General features: G+C 51.2%; 13 protein-coding genes and 1 pseudogene. 8 read left to right on the top strand and 6 right to left on the bottom strand.

The window, feature by feature from the left end; genetic code table 11:
* The first annotated feature begins 14 nt into the window (after window positions 1–14).
* The 6 genes from P1P89_01330 to P1P89_01305 all read left to right on the top strand — a co-directional run bounded on the left by P1P89_01330 (window position 15) and on the right by P1P89_01305 (window position 5,678).
* Window positions 15–908, top strand: a complete 894-nt coding sequence (locus P1P89_01330) for an EamA family transporter (GenBank protein MDF1590127.1) — start codon at window positions 15–17, stop codon at window positions 906–908.
* 53 nt (window positions 909–961) lie between these two features.
* Window positions 962–1,852: an EamA family transporter gene (locus P1P89_01325; protein MDF1590126.1), complete on the top strand. Its 891-nt coding sequence runs from the start codon at window positions 962–964 to the stop codon at window positions 1,850–1,852.
* A 14-nt stretch (window positions 1,853–1,866) separates the two neighbouring features.
* Window positions 1,867–3,123, top strand: a complete 1,257-nt coding sequence (locus P1P89_01320; GenBank protein MDF1590125.1) for an MFS transporter — start codon at window positions 1,867–1,869, stop codon at window positions 3,121–3,123.
* A gap of 160 nt (window positions 3,124–3,283) precedes the next feature.
* The gene (locus tag P1P89_01315) at window positions 3,284–4,831 is read left to right on the top strand and encodes a multicopper oxidase domain-containing protein (GenBank protein ID MDF1590124.1); all 1,548 of its coding nucleotides are present in this window, start codon (window positions 3,284–3,286) and stop codon (window positions 4,829–4,831) included.
* A 134-nt stretch (window positions 4,832–4,965) separates the two neighbouring features.
* Entirely contained in the window at window positions 4,966–5,325 is a 360-nt protein-coding gene (locus P1P89_01310) for a DUF6488 family protein (GenBank protein ID MDF1590123.1), read from the top strand.
* 113 nt (window positions 5,326–5,438) lie between these two features.
* Window positions 5,439–5,678, top strand: a complete 240-nt coding sequence (locus P1P89_01305) for a hypothetical protein (GenBank protein ID MDF1590122.1) — start codon at window positions 5,439–5,441, stop codon at window positions 5,676–5,678.
* Between the two features lie 19 nt (window positions 5,679–5,697).
* Here P1P89_01305 and P1P89_01300 read toward each other — a convergent pair whose 3' ends face one another.
* Entirely contained in the window at window positions 5,698–8,145 is a 2,448-nt protein-coding gene (locus tag P1P89_01300) for a heavy metal translocating P-type ATPase (protein ID MDF1590121.1), read from the bottom strand.
* Between the two features lie 62 nt (window positions 8,146–8,207).
* A complete protein-coding gene (locus tag P1P89_01295) occupies window positions 8,208–8,411 on the bottom strand; it encodes a heavy-metal-associated domain-containing protein (GenBank protein ID MDF1590120.1) in 204 nt (67 codons plus the stop codon).
* A 355-nt stretch (window positions 8,412–8,766) separates the two neighbouring features.
* Here P1P89_01295 and P1P89_01290 point away from each other — a divergent pair, with 355 nt between their 5' ends.
* Window positions 8,767–10,860 (top strand): SPOR domain-containing protein, encoded by a 2,094-nt coding sequence (locus P1P89_01290; protein ID MDF1590119.1) that lies wholly within the window; start codon window positions 8,767–8,769, stop codon window positions 10,858–10,860.
* A gap of 126 nt (window positions 10,861–10,986) precedes the next feature.
* Here the strand turns inward: P1P89_01290 and P1P89_01285 are convergent, their stop codons facing one another.
* Together P1P89_01285 and glgP are read right to left on the bottom strand one after the other, a co-directional pair.
* On the bottom strand, window positions 10,987–12,318 hold the full coding sequence (locus P1P89_01285; GenBank protein MDF1590118.1) for an SLC13 family permease: 1,332 nt from the start codon (window positions 12,316–12,318) through the stop codon (window positions 10,987–10,989).
* Window positions 12,319–12,369: 51 nt separating this feature from the next.
* Window positions 12,370–14,508 carry an alpha-glucan family phosphorylase gene (gene glgP / locus P1P89_01280; protein MDF1590117.1) on the bottom strand — a complete coding sequence of 713 codons (2,139 nt, stop codon included), beginning with the start codon at window positions 14,506–14,508 and terminating at the stop codon, window positions 12,370–12,372.
* Between the two features lie 438 nt (window positions 14,509–14,946).
* Between glgP and P1P89_01275 the strand changes: the two genes are divergently transcribed.
* Window positions 14,947–15,237, top strand: a complete 291-nt coding sequence (locus P1P89_01275; protein ID MDF1590116.1) for a hypothetical protein — start codon at window positions 14,947–14,949, stop codon at window positions 15,235–15,237.
* Window positions 15,238–15,265: 28 nt separating this feature from the next.
* Here P1P89_01275 and P1P89_01270 read toward each other — a convergent pair whose 3' ends face one another.
* Together P1P89_01270 and P1P89_01265 are read right to left on the bottom strand one after the other, a co-directional pair.
* Complete coding sequence (locus tag P1P89_01270; GenBank protein MDF1590115.1) at window positions 15,266–17,044, bottom strand: adenylate/guanylate cyclase domain-containing protein; 1,779 nt, start codon at window positions 17,042–17,044, stop codon at window positions 15,266–15,268.
* A 40-nt stretch (window positions 17,045–17,084) separates the two neighbouring features.
* Window positions 17,085–17,672: pseudogene (locus P1P89_01265) on the bottom strand (sulfite exporter TauE/SafE family protein).
* Window positions 17,673–17,750 lie beyond the last annotated feature (78 nt).

Here is a 17,750-nt window from a genome sequence, read left to right as displayed (position 1 = left end):
AACAGGCTGCAGGCTTGCTGACCGGTTCAACGTTTGCACTGTTGTGCGCCCTGACGTTCGCCTTTGCCGCGGTGTCAACCCGCCGGGCCGTTATCAAAGGACCGGCGCTCATGCATGGCGTCTTCATCTCGATCCTTATTTCGCTTCCTTTCCTTCTCGGCATCCTGATTGCTTCCGGGCAGACCGGGCGCATTTTCAGTTTTTCTCTGAGCGGATATATCTGGCTGTCCTCAGCCGGCATTCTTCATTTTGTCATCGGTCGCTGGATGTTTTTCAAAAGCGTACAATTCTCAGGGGCCAATATTACTTCAATCCTTCGCCGAACCGATTCACTGGTTGCCCTCTTACTCGGAGTCGCTTTATTAGGCGAGCCCCTGAGCTTCCCGCTCGTTTTTGGAATACTGCTCACCGTTTTCGGTGTCATCATTACCAGTTTGAACCCCAATATGGTTCGCGACAAGCAGGCGCCCTTTTTAAATCTATCATCCAAAGCGCTTTTTTTCGGATTGGGTACGGGGGTATTATGGGGCATCACCCCCGTATTGATGAAAGTCGGGCTTCAGGGATCAAATGCGCCTGTTGCCGGTGCTTTTATTTCATTTTTCGCCGCAACCGTTGCATTGAGCTTTTCGCTGTTGAACCGGGACAGAAGAAATTCCTTTTCACAACTGCCATGTAAAGTCATCGGTTTATATTGTATGGTTGGCCTGTTGGCCGGAATTGCCAATATGTTTCGCTTCCTTGCCCTGAACCTCTCACCGGCCAGCGTGGTGACACCGCTGCTCTCGACAACACCGGTGTTTTTGGTTGCGTTTTCCTTTTTATTCAATCGAAAACTGGAAGTGTTCAATCTTCCGGTCATTGTAGGAACAATCGCCGTGGTAATCGGCGCCATTCTACTGGTGTAAGGCCATATGTCAACTTTAACCGTTTTGTTTCTGTTCACTTAGAGTTGTAGTTTATGCTCGGCTCCCTCTTTGCACTGCTGTCGGCCATGTCATTTGCACTGAATGCGATTTTTCTTCGCCGCGCGGTCATTATCGTTGTCGATATCAGCGTCGGCATCCTCATCAGCGTCTCCATGGCGGTGCCGCTGCTGTTTCTCGTCATTGCATTTACCGGCCAGATTCACACCCTCCTGAACTTTACCTGGCAAGGGTATGTCTGGCTGTCACTGGCAGGGATTGTTCATTTTGTATTCGGCCGCACCTTAAATTATAAATGCATCCAGCTGGTGGGCGCAAATATCGCCAACATCCTCAGCCGTTCGGATATCCTGATATCCGTTGTGATCGGCGTTACGGTTCTGCGGGAACCTTTGGGCTGGGGCCTGGGGATCGGCGTTTTTCTGATCTTAACGGGAATCACCCTGACCGGTTTAAACTCCCAGCGAACTCAAAAATCCTCTGAATCTCTCTACCGGATCCCGGCCAGAGCGTTTGTCTTGGGACTCGGTGCGGGGGTGTCGTGGGGGGTGGCCCCCATCTTCGTCAAATTGGGACTTGACGGCATCGGATCCCCTGTTGCAGGCGCCTTTGTATCATTTGTTGCGGCAACGGCTATTTTAAGCCTTTCACTTCTGAAACAAAAAACACGTATTTCTATTTCCGCTACCTCGGGAAGGGCGGCCGGGTTCTTCTTTGCCGCCGGGTTTTTGAGTTTTGTCGCAAATTTTGTCCGTTATATTGCCCTGGATCTGGCGCCGGCAAGCGTGGTTACCCCTTTGGCTTCCACCGTGCCTGTTTTTGTGCTTATTTTTTCGTTTGCATTTAATCGCAAACTGGAGATATTCAATCCCCGGGTGGTGATCGGGGCTATTTCAGTCGTCATCGGGACGCTATTCTTGGTTTAAAGGACACACAAAAGATGAAAAACGAAAACCATTCTGAGACTGTTTTCACTAGCGGCGCCGGCATCAGACAGGGAAGCTATCTGATACTGACCTGTTTTTTCTTTGCCCACGCAACGTTTCATTTTATGTCGCAAAGTTTTTCCGTCATGCTCCCGGCGGTCAAAACCAGTTTTGGAATCAGCCCGATTCAGCTGGGCGCCATTATGACCGCCCATGAATTGGCTGCCGGCCTGTCGTCTCTGCCGGGCGGCATCCTGTCCGATTACCTGCGCCGGCATCGCGCCCTGCTGATGGCGGCCTGCATGGTTGTTTTCGGTCTTGGCTGGCTGCTGATCAGTGTTGCGCCGTTTTATGGTTTTGTTCTTGTGGGCATGATCATCCTGGCCATTGCCGGTTCGATCTGGCACCTGCCCTCTTTGGCCGAGCTCGGGTTGCAGTTTTCAAATCATCGCGGCGCCGCCCTTGCGATTCACGGCTCCGGCGGCAGTATGGGAGATATTTTCGGGCCGGTCTTAACCGGACTCCTTCTCGGCTTTATTTCCTGGCAAAGCATCCTGTCCATGTACTTCATCGTTCCGCTGATCATGGCCGGTTGGATTTATTATACCTTTTTTATAATTGATAAAACAAAAAATAAAACGCCGGAATCACATGTTGAAAAAAAAGCTGATTTTAAAGAGCAGCTGGCCATTACAAAAGATATTCTGAAACGAACCCATCTCTGGCGGGTGAACTTTGTGGCCGGATTCCGCGGCATGTGTTTCGCTGTAATCGTAACCTTTCTGCCCCTGTTTATGAAGGAGCAGCTCGGCTTTTCTTCAAAATCCATCGGATTTCATTTCGGCCTGCTCTGGGCCATCGGTATTGTGGCCAGCCCGCTGATGGGACACCTTTCCGATCGCTGGGGCAGAAAACAGGTGCTGGTGCCTGCGCTGCTCTACTCATGCCTGCTCATTACCCTGATGGCCTTTTTCGGCAAAGGCGCGATATTTACGCTCTTGATCGTTTTGCTGGGTTTCAGCATCCGCAGTGATTACTCCCTTGTGTCGGCCACAATCCTTGATATTGCCGGCAACCGTGTGGCAACAACCATCCTCGGGGTACAATCGCTGACCCGTTATCTGATGGGAGCTGTTTCTCCCTTAATTGCCGGGGCGCTCTATCAATACAGCGGCATGCGCGCGACCCTTTTATATGTCGCCGTGCTGTTTGCCTGTGCCGCCTTTATATTTTCCACCGTTGATTTAGGCCAAAAGGCTGAAATGAGCTGATTGACAAAATTGCTGCATTTAAATGCCTGAACCCTTCCCCTTTATCGGCTGCCACCTTCATTAATAGTTGGATCTTCTTCTTGACTGTCACATGATAATGCCTACCATGTAGTATATCTTAAACGGCCAAACAACGACTCCATATCCATTGAGGCATATCATGATCAATCGACGAAAGTTCTTACAACTTAGCTCTGCGGGAGCATTGGGCTGTTTAGCTGGTGTTCCCGGGGGATTTTTAAACCTTCCCGTCGCATCTGCGGCAACGGCAATCAGCCCGGCGTTTGTTCCGGATGTTGAGATCGCTTTGACAGCAGCCCCGGACCAGGCTCAGATCATGGCCGGCAGGCCGACTCACGTGTGGAAGTATACGGGCAAACTGTTGAGGGGAAAACAAGACAACATGACCAACAACGACAACACATATCTGGGGCCCACCATCCGGATTCAAAAGGGACAGAAAGTCCGGATCCATTTTCAAAATAGAATACCTGACCCGTCCATTATCCACTGGCATGGCCTGCATGTCCCGGCCGACATGGACGGGCACCCCCGCTATGTCATCCCCCGCGGCGAAAACTACGTTTATGAATTTGAGGTGCGCAATCGCGCCGGCATGTACTGGTATCACCCTCATCCCCATGGTCGCACCGGCCACCAGGTATACGGCGGCCTGGCCGGACTTTTTATTGTTTCCGATGACGAAGAAAAGTCCGTCGCATTGCCGGCGGACCCATATGACATCCCCCTGGTTATTCAGGACCGCATTTTTGACGGCAATAATCAACTGTCATACCCCGTCCAGAATATGATGGAACGGATGACCGGTCTGTTGGGAGATCGCATCCTGGTGAATGGAAAACCGGAATACACGCTGTCGGTGGCCACCCGGGCATACCGTCTGCGCCTCCTCAACGGATCCAATTCCCGCGTCTACAAGCTTGCCTGGGAAGACGGCAGCCCCCTCGTGGTGATCGGAAGCGACGGCGGTCTGCTGGAAAAGCCGGTTCAAAAAAATTACGTCATGCTGGGACCGGCGGAGCGGATTGAACTCTGGGCCGACTTCAGCAAATATCCGGTGGGATCTGACCCGGCCATGGTGAGCCTGTCCTTTGATGCGGGCACCTTGAACGGCGGCGGAAGGGGACGCGGCATGATGGGAGGCAGCGCCCTGCTACCGAACGGGTACCCTTTTACCGTGTTCAAGGTACAGGTCGACCGCAAGGAAAAAGAAACTCTGGTTTTGCCCCAGCGATTTTCAGCTATCCAGCGCTACCAGGAGAGTGCCGCGGTCAATTCCGGCTCCCCCCGCACATTCCGTCTGCTTTTGAATCATATGAACTGGACCATTAATGGTCGCACATTCCGTATGGAAGAAGTCGCAGATGACGAAATCGTGCAGTTAAACACCCTCGATGTCTGGGAGTTTGTTAACGAACCCGGCGGGATGGGAATGATGGGGGCCATGGACATGCCCCACCCCATTCATATCCACGGCATGCAGTTCCAGGTTCTGGGTCGCAGCGGCGTGAAACACCGCGGCTATGTGGACGAAGGCTGGAAGGATACCGTCTTGCTGATGCCCGGCGAGCGGGTTAAGCTGCTGGTCCGATTCGAGGACTATCCCGGCCTGTTCCTGTATCACTGCCACAATCTGGAGCATGAAGATATGGGCATGATGCGTAATTATTATGTCAGAAAAATATGAATGACCAGATGATATGAACCACTGCAATATCAAAACACCGCCGCAGGCAATTTGACATATTTTTGACAGGGTTTATTTTAATGTAGTAATTTGTTGCATATAAATCCTGATATCTTATCGGTTAAGGAGGCCTTATGATTCAATTTGACAATATCATAAGACATAAAGCCACACGCATTTGGTTGAGTGTTTTGTTTTTATTCTTCACGGCCCTTGCGGTTGCCCATGGCCCCAAAGGCCATGATGAAATGGAATTTTCTGCCCTTATGGCTGTAAAAAAAGGGGTCGAACTCTACGATCGCCTGGTTGTCAGCGATAAGCTTGATGAAAGCTGGGAGATTGACCTGGAAAATCTAAACGTGTTCAAAAAAACCATCGACAATCAAGAAGGGTTCGTTGTAAAGTTCAGTCGCGCCAAAGGAGAACCCAAATCGGTCTATATCTTTTTTTCTCAAAAAGGCGAATACATGGGCTCGAATTTCACTGGAGATTAATGGTTTCGGGAGACAGGGCCGATGAATCAAAACGAAGTAAAAAACCTTTTTATCAAACCGACGAATTCATTTTCGCTCTCAAATTTGTCCATATTCATTTGTTCGGGATGAGTTTGATCTTTATTTTAATGGGTGGAATCGTTCTTTTTCTCGATCTCAGCACAAAGGTCCGCACCTGGCTAGTCGTTCTACCCTTTATCGGCGTGGGTGTCGATCTGGCCTCCGTTTGGCTAAAAGTATTCATCCATCCCGCCTTTTTCTGGCTGCATATCCCCGGCGGCATGCTTTTTGGAACCGTTTTTGTCATCGATTCCTTTTTGATTCTTCGGCAGTTATGGATTTCAAAAAACTGAACCCTCTTTCATTAAAAGGTTATTCAATTTTTGCTCGATACAGTCTTAAGCTGTTAGACACCACGGATATGCTGCTCATGGCCATTGCCAGGGCCGCGAGAATCGGATGAAGCTGTTTTAGCGCCATGGGGAAAAACGCAAACGGCGCCAGGACGCCGGCTGCCACCGGAATCAGCACAACATTATAAAAGAATGCCAGGAAAAGATTCTGCCGGATGGTGCGCATGGTTTTGCGGCTGAGGGCGATGGCCTTGGATACCCCGGTCAGGCTGCCGCTGGACAGGATCACGTCGCCGGATTCGATGGCCACATCCGTCCCGGTACCAATGGCGATGCCGATATCGGCCTGGGCCAGGGCCGGGGCATCGTTGATGCCGTCTCCCACCATGCCGACGTTTTCTTTTTTATTCTGGAGCTCCTTGATTTTCAAGGATTTTTCCTCCGGCCGCACTTCCGCAAAAATCTCATCGATGTGAACCTGTAAGGCAATTGCCTTGGCGGTCTGAATATTATCGCCGGTCAGCATCACCACCTTCAGGTTTTGCTCGTGCAACTGCCGGATAGCTTCTGCGGATTCCGGCTTTAACATGTCCGAAACTGCTATCAGGCCTGACAGGGCATCCTCACGGACGAGAACCATCACGGTCTTTCCTTCCCCTTGCAGGGATTCGATTTTATCTTTTGCCTGGCTGATATCGATGTTTAATTCATCGAACCATTTGGGCTTTCCCAGCTTGACGGAATGCCCGTCAACCCGCGCCTCTACCCCGAAACCGCCGGAGGCCTTGAACCCCTCCGGGTCCCAGAGTTTGAGGCCCTTTGACTTGGCTTCATTGACAATGGCTTTGCCCAACGGATGCTCAGAGCCTCTTTCCAGCGAGGCTGCCAGTTTTAAAAATGATTCGGGTGTCTGGTACACGGGATCAAACGAAAGCACATCGGCAACTGCCGGCTTTCCAATGGTGATGGTGCCGGTTTTATCCAGTACAATGGTGTCCAGCTTGGTGGCGTTTTCAAGGGCTTCCCCTTTTTTAAATAGGATCCCGTTTTCAGCGCCCTTGCCGGTTCCGGCCATGATGGCAGTGGGCGTGGCAAGACCCAGCGCACACGGGCACGCGATCACCAGGACAGCCACCATCCGGATCATGGCCGGTACAAAGTCACCGGTGATACCCCACCACAACCCGAACGTGATAACCGCAATGGCGATAACAGTAGGAACAAAAATGGCCGATACCCGGTCGGCTATTGCCTGGATGGGTGCTTTACTCCCCTGGGCCTCCTGTACCAGTTTGATAATCTGGGCCAAAGCGGTTTCCTTACCGACACGGGTTGCCTTAAATTTAATCAGCCCGTGGCCGTTGATCGTACCGCCCACCACTTTATCGCCAGGATTTTTGTCCACCGGAATCGGTTCACCGCTCAGCATGGATTCGTCTACGGCCGATAAACCCTCCAATACAACCCCATCCACCGGTATCTTTTCACCCGGCCGGACAATGACCGTGTCGTCGGCCTTGACACGGGTAAGGGGAATTTCCTGTTCGTCGCCGTTGACGATGACGGTTGCCGTTTTAGGCTGCAGGCCCATCAGCTTTCGAATCGCTCCGCCGGTTTTGCCCTTTGTGCGAACTTCGAGAAGCTTACCCAGTTTGATCAGGGTGATGATGACGGCGGATGTTTCAAAATAGACATGCTCGCCGACGTGCGGAAGCAGTAAAACAGCCAGCGAATAAAAATAAGCCACGGAAGACCCCAGCGCGATGAGAACATCCATATTGGCGCTCTTGTTTCTGAGACTCTTGATCCCACCGACATAATAATCCCAGCCCGTATAAAACTGGACCGGGGTGGCCAGGAACAGGAACAGCCAGTTGACCCAGGCGGCATGACCCCAGGGGCCGATCAGATTAAAATCCCGCAGCATGCTCAGGGTAAACAGCGGCAGCGCAAATACGGCGCCGGCAATAAACTTACGGGTCTGGTCTCTTATCTCGGCGTTTCGGGCGGCCTGTTCGGCATCTTCACCGTCCATAAGGTCGTCCGGGGCAATGGCCCCATAGCCGGCCTTTTGAATAGCGCCGATGATATCATCCACGGTCGCCAGCGACGGCAGATATTCGACGGACGCTCTTTCGGATGCAAAATTCACCGCCGCATTTAAAACGCCGGGCACCTTCCGGTTCAGGGCCCTTTCTATGTTGCCCGCACAATTGGCGCAGGTCATGCCGGTTATCGGCAGTTCTACTTTTGCCGTTGCCACAGCATATCCGGATTTATGAATATTTTCGACAATATCTTTCACCTGCAGCTTTACCGGATCAAATGTAACAGCGGCCTGTTCGGATGCAAAATTTACCGCCGCCGCTTTAATGCCGTTAAGCTTTTTAAACCCTCTTTCGATATTGGCAGCACAATTGGCACACGTCATTCCGGTTATCGGCAAAGATACATTCTGTTCCGCCATCTAAATCACCTCTTTTCCGTTACAGCCGGTCCGCCGGGAAACGGCAGATCCGCCATTTTCCATTACACGGCGGGATAGTTGATTTCTTTCAGGGCCGCCTTGATCTTATCAAGGGTTGCCGGGAGATCCCATTTCACCGTAATATTTTTGTTTTCGGGAGATCCAATTACCTCTTTGACCCCATCTATCTCGCTCAATTCATTTTTGATCGCATTTACACAATGGCCGCAGGTTATATTGAAAATTGACAATGTTTTTTCTTCCATGATTCGTACCTCCTTTTAAAAATAAACAGCTCGCGGACTGAATTATCCCACAATGTCTTTCTTCCTCATTTAAAATTCCGCTATGCCGATTTCCCCTTTTTCCCATAACGCTCACTAAGGATATTAAGAAGAACGGAATTACTGGGGTTTGTTTTTATACCCGTTACAACTGACGTAACAACCCCGTTTAAAAGAAAATATAAACATATTATCATTAAAATCCAGACAAATAATATGTAATCATATAATATTTGAAGATCTGATGCTTATATGTTATTAAATACGGGCAAACTTTTTGACCATTATATGTATAATATTTTGATATAATTGTTTTTTTGTTTAAGGAGAATGCTAATTGACAGAAAGTAACAAAGACGTTGATAAAAAGCTGAAAACCTCCGCCAAACCCGGCGGTTCACCCCCGGCAAAGGGCGATAAGACAGATACCGATACCGCCAAGACGAAAGGCCTCCTGGATGAACTCGATAGCAAGCTGGATGATTTGTTTGGGTTTGACGAAAAAGAAGCCGAAGAGGCTGAAGATCATCAAATAATCAAGTCGCCTTTTGATGATATCAAAGAAACTTCTACCGTCCCTAAAACGGCAGATCCCGTCAAAGACAAGGCGGAGGAGGTCAAAACTGTGGCGCCGTCCCCTCCGGCTGCCCCCCCAAAAAAAGAAGCCGACGCTTCAGCTCCGGGGAAAATTGCACCCGCGGCGACCGATTCTATAAAGACAACCGTTCAAAAGCAGAAAGAGCCCTTACCCTCCATCAAAAAAGCGCAATCAGCGCCCATTGCCAAAGCGCCAACCGTTGGGAAAAAACCACAGCCCTCGCCTGTTGAAAAATCGAAACCGGCACCGATTGCAGTTCCGGATTCCAAAGCCCCGAAAACGCCGACAGTGAAACCGGCAGCACCGGCACCTCAAAAACCTGAAATAAAGCCGGTCGGCAAGAGCGTCTCCGGCCAGATAAAACAGAAACCCTTAGAACTCGGATCCTTTCAACCGATCCACCCCAATGAGATAGAAGAATCGAGAAAGAAAACCGACAGCAGCAAACCGACCAAGGCGGAAACTGCCGACAAGTTAAAAACAAAATCCGACCTGCCCGGTAAGCTCCAGATAAAGGAACAAAGGCCGGCAAACGCAGCAGCGGTGAAAAAACCGGCAGACAAGATTCCCGCCGGTAAGGACCCAAAAGAAAAACCCATCATTTCAAAAACCAAATCTGGCCCAAGGCCTGAAAAAATTTCTCCAATCAAAGACATCAAAACACCGGTCCCGGCCAAACCGGTTGAATCGAAAAAAGAATCGAAAAAATCCGACCCAAAGCAAGGCAAAAAAAAATCTATCGTGCTGAAGCTGGCCATAGGCGGAATCATTCTTGTTGGAGGGATGATCGCTTTGCTCACTTTTTTTCAAACTCAAGATCCGTCCCGCCAGAGTCAACCCGTTGCAGCGCCGACAGTTAATAAAATTATAAAACCGCCCGCAAAGGCTCCTGAAACAAAACCAACTCCGCCAACCGCGCAAACCATTCCAAAACGGCCCGAACCCGCTGTAAGCCAACCTGACGTTCCCCCTACTGCAACCCCGGCTCATGAGAAAAAATCGGCACCGCCGACCACGCCTGCCAAAAATGCCGCCGATGAAATAAAAGATTTTTTACAAGAATGGAAAACAGCCTGGGAAAAGAGCGCGGGAGAAAAAGGAGACACGGACGCCTTTATGTCTTTTTACGCCGAAGGTTTTACCTCAAACGGCCTCGACAAAAACAAATGGCGGCGGAACAAGGCTGAAAAAAACCGGAGAAAAGCGTGGATCCGTATTACACTGGACAAAATCAATATAATTGGCCCCCTGGGAAACGGCCGATATGAGGCCAGGTTTACCCAGGCCTATCAATCCTCGAATTATGCAGACACTTCAAACCAGGTCCTTGTCCTGCAAAAAGAGGCCTCCGACTGGAAGATTATCGGTACCAACCCACAAACATCGACATCCTCCTATCCCTACTCGCTTCATGACGGCTCCTACCGAACCCTGACGGCCACCCGGGAGGCGATTGAAGCCTATCGTAAAATGGGATTGGAAGCCTACTGGACATCGGTGGACCTGGGAGAAAAGGGAACTTGGTATCGCGTTTTTATCGGTTACTATAACAATCTGGCATCAGCCCGGAGAATTATAGAAGTTAAATCGCTAACGGATGTCCGGCCCGAAGAAACCCGATATGCAAACCTGATCGGCACTTATGCCTCTGAAGACGATTTGCAACCCAAGCGCCGGCTGATTGCGGAAAGTGGTTACTCGCCCTATGTCATTATGGATGACAACGGCAAACTGAGTTTGTATGTGGGCGCCCATGTCAGCTTGAAAAACGCTGAAAAACTCTCCGACGAATTAAGCGCGAGGGGGATTTCTTCGCGGGTAGTCGAACGCTGATTCGTTATTGCCGTTGAATACAGATATTTTCACACCTTAAAAGTGCGTAGTTCTTACCTGCCCAAAACCTGCGCTAAGAGACCTTTGAAAAATGTTCAATTTTGTTCGAGTTCAAAAGGCTTCTGGTTAAATCCAACCTATAAAACGCCACCACAGAAAATTAATCGGCAACAAAAACAAACCGCTCGCAATTGTCACAAGAATTAAAAAATGAACGACGGCTTTGGGTTTCAATCCGCCCATTTGAATTGCCAGTACTACCGGGGGGGCCTGATACGGAAACAGCAATAGGGAAAAACCGATGACCTGAATCATTAACACGGTTTCAACCGGCAGGGCAGCGGCCTGGGCCATTTGGCCCGCCAGCGGCGTCAACACCGCCGGCACCGCCGGCAAGGTGGTTGCAATGCCGGTTAAGAACGTTGCAATGATGATGGTGATATAATTCAGCACCGGCGAATCCGGTGCAAGGGGGAATACCGCCAGCAGAAATTTTGCAAGATGGTCGCCGACACCTGAGTCCCGCAGCATGGCGCTGAACCCGATGATCCCGGCAAGAAAAAACACCGTCCCGTAGTTGACCTCGTGCCTGAACCCCTCTGTCGGCACCAGTCTGAATACGGGCAGCAGACAGACCACCCCGGCAGACAGCCCGATCCAGGCGGGCGAAATATGATGCCAGAAATCCGTCAGCCAGAATCCGATGGTAAGTGTTAAAATGACGGCAAGTCTTTTTTCATCAACAGACAGGGGCGTATGGCTGACTTCATTGGGTATGTTTAAACGGGGGGTGTCGGGATAGAGCCCCAGGATCAGTCCGATGAGCAACACGGCTTTGAGCAGCCCCAACACCGGAAAATGAAGCCAGAGATATTCACCGTAGATCGTGGTAATTCCATAGAGGGTCTCGGCGGAACCGGCCATGACCAGATTGGGCGCATTGGCCGGAAGAACGGAAAAGGCGGGCAAAAACGTACCGAAAACAGCCGCCATGATGATGCCCGTATACCCTTTAGACCCCTCCCTAAAGCCAAACCGCGCTGCCAGCGCCGATGCAATCGGGGTTAAGAGTATCACCCGGCTTACCGTCGCCGGTATCAGGAAGCTGAGCGCCATCCCCACCACCACCATCCCGATGATGATGCTGCCGTAGGTCTTACCGAATTTCAAGGCCAGTTGGTTGGCAATGCGTTCGCCCAAACCGGTTCGCTTGATCGCCACTCCCAGCAGCAACCCGCCGAAAACCAGCCACACCACCGAGGATGCAAAACCGGAAAACACCACATAGCCCGGCGACACGGAAAAAAGCATCGCCAGCACGAAAAAAACGAGCGACGTCAAATATTCGGGGAGAACCCCGGTTGCCCAAAATCCGATGGTGAAAATGGTCAGACCCAATGCCCGGGCATTTGTTGCCGGCATAACGCCCGGGCCGAAGGCGACCACTAGGGCGGACATTGTCACAAGACCCGCCGCAATCCGAGGGAAAGATATCAGCTGTTTCATGGTCTATACAGTATCGGCTGACTTTGATCCGGCCGCAGGCAGATAAAACCGCATGGCATAGTCCGTGACCATCCGGTCTGCACTAAAGCGCCAGCCGAGGCTTTGCATGGACGATTTGATTTGTCTGATCCACTGGTGGGGGATGCCGTCCGCCTCCCGCTCATAGTAGAGCGGAATCACTTCCTTCTCCAAGACATCGTAAAGAAACTCCGCATCTCTCTGGTACTGAATGTTGGGGTCATTATGCATCCCGCCACGGCCGATGGCAAATCCATTTTGGCCGTTATACGCCTCATTCCACCATCCATCCAAGATGGACAGGTTCAACCCACCGTTGAGGATCACCTTTTGGCCGCTGGTGCCGCAAGCCTCCAAGGGCCGCCGCGGCGTATTCAGCCAGACGTCGACCCCCTGCACCAGGTGGCGGGCCACATTGTAATCATAGTCTTCAACAAAAACGATTCGATTTTTGAACGCCGGATTCCGGGTGTGTCCCATGATTCGCTGCAGAATCTTTTTGCCTTCGTCATCCCGCGGGTGCGCTTTTCCGGCAAAAACAATCTGGATCGGCCGCTTTGGATCGGTTATCAGCCGGGCCAACCGATCAAGCTGGGAAAAAATCAAATCGCCGCGTTTATAGGTTGCCAGGCGCCGGGCCGAGCCGATGGTTAAAATATCAGGGTCCAGAATCTGGTCGATTTTATCGATTGTTTCCTGGTCGCCCAGCCGTTTTGCCGCAACTTGCAGCCGCCGTCGGACAAAATTTACCAGGCGCATATTCAAGATCTGGTGCGTTTCCCAAAGTTCGCCGTCATCGATGTCATAGACTTTCTCCCAGATATCGGGGTGGGTCATCCGGGTCGGCCAGTCGGACCCCAGTCGCATCTCAAACAATTTATACATCTGGGGCGCAATCCAGGAAAGCACATGTACGCCGTTGGTGATATGCCCGATGGGAACCTCCACTTCGCTGCGCTGGGGCCAGAGGGAATGCCACATCCGTCGCGAAACATCGGCATGAATCGCGGAGACCGCGTTGGCCTGGCGGGAATTCTTCAGCGCCAGAACCGTCATGCAAAACGGTTCTGAGCGGTCCGCGGGGTTTACCCGCCCCAGCGCCATAAAATCATCATGGGAGAGGCCCAGTTTTTCACGGAAAACCCCCAGGTGTTCTTCGATCAGGTCCGGGCTGAACCGGTCGTGGCCGGCCTCTACCGGCGTATGCGTGGTGAACACGGTGTAAAGTCCGACGCGCCGGCGTGCCCGTTCAAAGGGAATGCCGTCATCCTGCATCATTCGCCACACCTCTTCAAGGATGGCGAAGGCGCTGTGTCCTTCGTTTAGATGAAGCACCCCCGGATAAATATGAAGCGCCTGCAGGGCGCGCGCCCCGCCGATCCCCAGCAGCAGTTCCTGGCGGATACGCGTGCGCTCATTGCCGCCATAAAGACGGGAAGTCAAACCGCGGTCTTCATCCGAGTTGCCCTCCACATTCGAATCCAGCAGCAGCAGGCGCACCCGCCCCACCTGCAATTGCCAGATTCTCGCCAGGAGCGCAGCACCGCGGGTATCGATATGGACGGTCAGGGGTTGACCTTCCCCATTTTTCAGCGGTTCCAACGGCAGTTGGTTTTTGTCAAAATCAACATATTCCTCTTGCTGCCAGCCATCCCGGGTCAAGCGCTGGTTGAAATATCCCTGTTGATACAGAAGCCCGATGGCGACAAGTGGAATATCCAGATCAGATGCGCTTTTTAAATGATCGCCGGCCAGAATCCCCAACCCGCCGGAATAAATCGGCAAGGATTCATGCATGCCGAACTCCGCGGAAAAATAGGCCACCGGACGGCTGCTCAGATTGCCGCAGTGCATGTTGCCCCAGGTTTGTTTTCTTTCCAGATATTCAGTCAGCCGCCGGAAGGCATGGTTGATACGGCTGTGCAAGACCAGTTCCGATGCCCTGTGCTCAATATCTTCAGGCGTCATCCGGTTTAAAAACGCAATGGGATTATGGCCGGCCTCCCGCCACAGATGCGGATCCAGGTCGGTAAACAGCCGAATGACCTCCGGGTGCCACATCCACCAGAGATTTTGAGCCAGCGCGCGCAGCCTTTCATGCAAATGATTCGTAGAGTTGTTCATTCAACGCTCCATTTTTTCCATATTGGCATAACTGATAATCTGTTTTCAGCCGAATTCCCTTTAACCGTCAAAACCCGCTCATGCTTTTGCCAGCGCCTCTTTCAGGCGAACCGGTGTAATGGGAAGATACAGCGGCTTTGCCCCGGTAGCAGCATGGACGGCCGTTGCGATGACCCCGCCCATACAAACAATCGCCGGTTCTCCCCGCCCTGGGGTGAAAGTTCATCTTTCTGTTGGGGGATAGATTGACATTTTATAGCAAAGCCTGTTATTTGCTATCATATCGGCAGAAAATTTTAAATAAGTTTTGCACTCAGGTAAAATTTTGCCCTGCCGACAGAGCCTACCGTTCCGGCGAAGTGAATGAAGCTAAAGGATGTTTTGATCTTTGGTTAAGTAAACGTCATGTTTTCACCAAATAAATAGGTGGTAATGAAAATGAATACCCCGCAATTATATGAACGAATCGATCAGCAGGTTGCCGAAGCAACTCGTCAATACGGCCTGTCGGCCGGAAAGTTAAAATTCAATATCCACATTTTCAAACCGGATTCCGCCAAACTGGAAACAGTGATCGCCGTGGATATCGGCCGGCAAAACAAACGAACCCGATATAAATCTAGCATCCGCGCTTTTTACAGCCCCAGCCTATACCGCTACGGTTCTCCCGCCAAACTGGAAAAAGAAGTTCGGACATATTTAATCCGAAAAATAGAACCGATGCCATGAACCCCGGCGTTCATGGCCTTGATTGTATTTATTCAAAAACAACCCGGTACGTCCGCACCGGCCGCTGAAAGCCCTTCATGGTTATCTGCTCCATCGGTTCGCAGCTGATCTTGCCTTTGACAAGCGCCCAGGTTGAATGGCTGATCAGAATGCCGCCGGGTTCGCAGCTGCTTTCAAGCCGCGAGGCCAGGTTGACCTGGGTGCCCATGGCGGTGTATTCCCGCCGGTCTTTTGAGCCATACCCCCCCACGGTTGCCATCCCCGTATTGATGCCGCAGCGAATCTGCAAGGGGTCTTCGATCCCTTCGGAAAACCATTTTTTCTGAAGCGCTTTCATCTGCTTCTGCATATCCATAGCCATATGGACGCACCGCAAGGCATGATTTTTATCCGTGGTTTGTTCCGGGGCGCCGAAAAAGACAAACAGGGCATCGCCGATGATGTGGGCCAGGGTGCCTTCATATTGATGAACAATCTCAATCATGTGGGCCAGATACTCATTGAGCAGGTTCGCCATATCTTCAGGCTCCATACTGTCAGTGGTTTGGGTAAAGTCCTTGATATCTGAAAAAAACATGGTGAGCTTTTTGCGATGATGACCCCAAACAATTTCGATATGACCCTCCAGAATTTTTCTGGCCAGTTGCGGCGCCAGGTAGTGCGACAGAAGTTTCTGAGCATTTAACACCTTTTCTTTTTCAGCCTCCAGTTCCCGGGTCCTTTCCCGGACCATCTGCTCCAGGCGTTCGGTATAATCCTTCAGCCGGTTGTGCGCAATCTGAAGTTCTTCTTTGGATTTAAGCAACTCCTGCTTTTGCACAATATTTGCTTCCAGCTCTTTGTCAAGGTGTTCCAGTAGCAGGCCTGAGTTCCGACGCTTTCTGACCGTTTTATTCAGCAGCGTTCCCAAAAGCTGATTTTTCCTTTGCCAGCGTATGTTCAGTCGGCAATACGGCGCCCCGAAAATCTGCCCCTTTTTAAGAGTCAGCCGATTACTGACGACCGTATCTTTTATAATCAGCATGCCGCTGGGAATATCACTCTGCCCTGACGGAGTATCGTGTTTTAATATTTCATATCCCTGGTTGGTGAGAACCGCCATGGGGGCGCCTTTGCGGTTGAGCGGATTCATTCTGCCCAACCTGTCAACGGACCGGTTCAGTTTCTCTTTTCCGATGTGAACCTTAACGGCAAAGGGTTCCTCCCCCAAAAAGGCCCTGCCGTCTTCGCAGCGGTAGGAATGTTCCCAAAAAGCATAATCCCTGAAGATCTCTTCCAGGCTGAACCTGCAAAGGGGTTCTTCGATAGCCATATAGGGCAGGTCCCAGGCGGTGGGAATGGCCGCGATGTTGCCCTTGTTCCACGGGCATTGATCATAGAACCACAGGTTGTCAAACCTGTTTTTATAATAAATCAAAACGACGGCTGAATGGTCGGTGACCCCGCAAACCACCATGTCAAATACGTTATTGAATTTGCGGTTAAACCTGGGGATAAAGCGGACGTTTTCTTCAACATTTCCCAGCGAAACGCCGATATCATGCAGCAGGTCCAGCGCGCGCAGCCGCGCCGCTTCCCGGCCGATGTCGTAAAAAATCATCGGGTCGCTGTCGCCGATGATTTCCTTGACCGAACTGAATATAATCTTGCTGGTGGGAAGATCAACATATTCTCTGCGGTCGGTTAATTCTTTCCGGTTAAGACCGGTCCGTTCAAAGATAATCGAAGGGTCTCTTCCCAGCTGTTCCAGATAAGAAATTATCGGGGCAAAATTTATACCCGCTATATTTTTTTCTTTGGCGGCCATTGTTTCACCCTTTTCATGAGTTTATCGCGGCCAGAAGGACTTAGACGTACCGAACCCCCCTAATGACATATAACAGTCCCGCCAGAATCATCAGGATCGACCCGATCCTGTAGATCAGGCGCCGGGATGTTAACCACCCCATGCCGGCAAGCTTGGCCACAAGTATCAGGGCGGGTACCGTCCCCAGGCCAAAGGCGATCATCAGTCCCGCCCCGGAAAGAAAACCATTAAGCGCGTTGGGGGCCCCGATGCCGGTGCCGGCCGCTGCGATCAGGGCCGTATAGGCCGGCCCGCAGGGCAGCAGGCCGAGTAAAAGACCGATGGGAAAGTAGGCATAAGCAGACTTGATGGTAGACAGTTTGCGAAACCCCCGGGAAAATATGCCTCCGGCAGGGTCTCCCCTCCTGAAACATTTTCCAAAGGGAAGCCATTCATTCATGGCCAACCCCATCGCCATGATCAATACGCCCGTTGCGATCATGGCGCCCTGCTGGAGGCCGGCAATCCTGGCGGAAACGGCCGTAAATGACCCGACAACCCCCATCACGCCGCCGAGAACCGCATAGGTCACAATTCTGCCGGCATTGTAGAAGCCGTGTGATATGAAAATGTTTTTCCCTTTTAAATTTACTGGGTATGCAGTTAACTCAACCGCCCACTATATGTAGAGGGTTACCTCCAATAATCATTTGGCGCGACACAGGCG

It is taken from the genome of Desulfobacterales bacterium (genome assembly GCA_029211065.1).
In the GTDB taxonomy this organism is placed as follows: domain Bacteria; phylum Desulfobacterota; class Desulfobacteria; order Desulfobacterales; family JARGFK01; genus JARGFK01.
This window is presented reverse-complemented; position numbering and strand designations above follow the sequence as displayed.